This window comes from Streptomyces sp. ActVer (assembly GCF_027270795.1).
Classification (GTDB): domain Bacteria; phylum Actinomycetota; class Actinomycetes; order Streptomycetales; family Streptomycetaceae; genus Streptomyces; species Streptomyces umbrinus_A.
Window position 1 is genome coordinate 1 of record NZ_JAPWHT010000710.1, and the last position, 3,327, is coordinate 3,327.

A 3,327-nucleotide genomic window follows, 5' to 3' on the forward strand; every position below is an offset into this window, starting at 1 on the left:
CACCTGTCGGGGTCGTCGTCGGCCCCCACGCGCGCGTGCGACACGAGGAGGCGGGCCCGGCGTCCCAGGAGGGCGAGGTCGCGGGCGCCGATGCGCCAGCGCGGGCCGGTGAGCAGGCGGACCAGCGAGGCGTTGGCGCCCGGGTCCTGGAGGACCTCGCAGACGGCGACCAGGTCGGCGACCTCGGGCAGGTGCAGCAGCCCGGAGAGGCCGACGACCTCGACGGGGATGTCGCGGGCCACGAGAGCGCCCTGGATCTCGGCGAAGTCGGTCGCCGTGCGGCACAGGACGGCGATCTCGCCGGGCGCCTTTCCGGTGCGTACGAGATGGGCGATGGAGTCGGCGAGCCAGTCCATCTCCTCGGCGTGGGTCCGCAGCAGGGCACAGCGGACCATGCCGTCCCGCTCGGCGCCCGGGGCCGGCCGGAGGGCCTCCACGCCCGCGTGCAGGGCGCGCAGGGGTTCGGCGAGGCCGTTGGCGAGGTCGAGGAGGCGGCCGCCGCTGCGACGGTTCTCGCTGAGCGACTGGCGGGTCGCGGGACGGCCGTCGGAGTGGGCGAAGTGCTCGGGGAAGTCGTCGAGGTTGGCTACGGAGGCGCCGCGCCAGCCGTAGATCGCCTGGCAGGGGTCGCCGACGGCGGTCACCGGGTGGCCCGTACCGCTGCCGAACAGGCCCGCCAGGAGGATGCGCTGGGCCACGGAGGTGTCCTGGTACTCGTCGAGCAGGACCACTCGGAACTCGTCGCGCAGGATGCCGCCGACCTCGGGGCGCGTACTGGCGAGGGTCGCCGAGAGGGCGATCTGGTCGCCGAAGTCGAGAAGGTCGCGCTCGCGTTTGGCGGCCCTGTAGCGGCTCACCAGTTCGGCCAGTTCACGCCGGGCGGCGGCCGTCTCGGGGACCTTGCGCAGGTCCGCGTTGGTGAGCTTGACGCTCTCCAGGTCCTGCAGCAGCGCGGTGTCGTAGGCCCGCAGGTCCTGGGGGTGTACGAGGTGTTCGGAGAGCTCGGCGTCGAGCGTGAGGAGGTCGCTGACCAGGTCGGGGAAGGAGCGGGTGAGCGCGGGGTAGGGACCCGGTGCCTCGCGCAGGACTCGCGCGGCGAGCTGGTAGCGGGTCGCGTCGGCGAGGAGGCGTGCGGTGGGTTCGAGCCCGATGCGCAGTCCGTGGTCGGTCAGCAGGCGGCCCGCGAAGGCGTGGTACGTGGAGATGACCGGCTCGCCGGGCGGGTTGTCCGGATCTATCACGTCCGGGTCGGTGACGCCCGCCTTGATGAGGGCTTTCCGTACGCGCTCGGCGAGTTCGCCCGCCGCCTTGTTGGTGAAGGTCAGGCCAAGGACCTGTTCGGGGGCGACCTGCCCGGTGCCGACCAGCCACACCACGCGCGCGGCCATCACCGTGGTCTTGCCGGAGCCGGCACCGGCCACGATCACCTGCGGGGCGGGCGGTGCGGTGATGCAGGCCGTCTGCTCCGGGGTGAACGGGATGCCGAGGAGCTCTTTGAGCTGCTCGGGGTCAGAGATACGGGCTGGCACGTCAGAGAGGCTAGCCGCGCCCACTGACAGCCGGTGCCGAATCGGTGGCCGGGCAGGAGGATGCCCTGGTCAGCACGCGTGGTGCCGTACGTCACTTCGCGTACGGCAGGGGCCCTCCGAACGGCGGAGCCTCCGGTACGGCGGATGTCCGCACGCCCGCCAGGAGTGGCCCGCGCCCTGTCACCCGACCGTGGCTGTCACCCGGCTATGCCCGTCACGCGACCGCACTCGTCACCCGACCACCTGCCGCCCTTCCGGCTCACTCGACCACGTGCCGCCCCTCCGGCCGCGCGCTGCACGAGGCCCGGAACGCGCAGTGCGTGCAGTGCTGTCCCGTCGTCGGTGTGAACCGTTCGTCGAGGACCTTGCCCGCCGCTGTGGCGAGGAGGTCGCCGACCCACTCCCCCTCCAGCGGCTCCTGGGCCTGCACCTTGGGCAGGGTCTCGCCGCCGTCCTTCTTGGGTGCGCCCTGCCGGAGTTGGACGAGTTCGGCGCCGCCCGCGTCGGGGCGCTCGCCCTCGAAGGCCTCGTCGACCGCGCCTTCGCGGACGGCGAGCTGGTAGACGGCGAGCTGCGGGTGGTGGGCCACGTCGGCCGCGCTCGGTGCCTGTTTGCCGGTCTTGAAGTCGACCACGTAGGCGCGGCCTTCGGCGTCCTGCTCGACGCGGTCCATGGAGCCGCGGATGCGTACTTCGTAGGAGCCCGCTTCGAGGGTGACGTCGAAGTCGTGCTCGCTCGCCACCGGCGTGCGGCCCGTGCGGTCCATGACGTGCCACTTCAGGAAGCGTTCGAGCGCCACGCGCGCGTGCTCCTTCTCCTGCCCCGACTTCCAGGGCGCGTCGAAGGCGAGCGCGTCCCACACGGAGTCGAGGCGCTCCATGAGGACGGCGAGGTCCGCGGGGGTACGGCCGGAGGCGACCTCGTCGGCCAGGACGTGCACCACGTTGCCGAAGCCCTGGGCGACGGTCGCGGGGGCGTCGGCCTTCACCTCACGGCCCAGGAACCACTGCAGGGCGCAGGTGTTGGCGAGCTGGTCGAGGGCGCTCCCGGACAGCACCACGGGATGGTCGCGGTCGCGCAGCGGCACCTTGCTCTCGGTCGGCTCGTACATGCCCCACCAGCGGTAGGGGTGGGCGGACGGCACGAGGGGGCGGCCGTCCTCGTCGCCGAGCGCGGCGAGCCTGGCCAGTCGACGGGCCGCGGCCTCTCTGAGCCGGTCCGAGACGCGTGGGTCGACCGTCGTGGCGCGCAGTTCGGCGACGAGCGCGGCGACGGACAGGGGGCGGCGGGGACGGCCCGTCGTGTCCTTGGGCTCCACGCCGAGTTCGGTGATGAAGCGCGAGGGCTGGTCGCCGTCGTCGGCCGGGGCCTTCACAGCGGTGACGACGAGGCGCTCACGCGCGCGCGTGGCGGCCACATAGAACAAACGGCGCTCTTCGGAGAGGAGTGCTCCGGGGGTCAGCGGCTCCGCGAGGCCGTCGCGTCCGATGCGGTCGGCCTCCAGGAGGGAACCGCGGCGGCGCAGATCGGGCCACAGACCCTCCTGGACGCCCGCGACGACCACGAGGCGCCACTCCAGGCCCTTGGAGCGGTGCGCGGTCATCAGACGTACGGCGTCGGGGCGTACGGCCCTGCGGGTCAGCGTGTCGGCCGCGATGTCCTCGGCGTCGATCTCCTCCAGGAAGTTGAGGGCTCCCCGGCCTCCGGTGCGTTCCTCCGCGCGGGACGCGGTGGCGAACAGCGCGCACACGGCGTCGAGGTCGCGGTCCGCGTTGCGGCCGGCCGCGCCGCCGCGCCG

The 3,327-nt window shown here is 73.2% G+C and carries 2 protein-coding genes; both read right to left on the reverse strand.

Annotation, left to right across the window (positions count from 1 at the left end):
* Window positions 1–1,529, reverse strand: a 1,529-nt coding sequence (locus tag O3Q52_RS50905; RefSeq protein ID WP_269655214.1) for an ATP-dependent helicase, incomplete at its 3' end; no start/stop codon positions are given.
* Between the two features lie 259 nt (window positions 1,530–1,788).
* Window positions 1,789–3,327 (reverse strand): UrvD/REP family ATP-dependent DNA helicase (locus O3Q52_RS50910; RefSeq protein WP_269655215.1); only part of this gene is annotated, 1,539 nt, incomplete at its 5' end.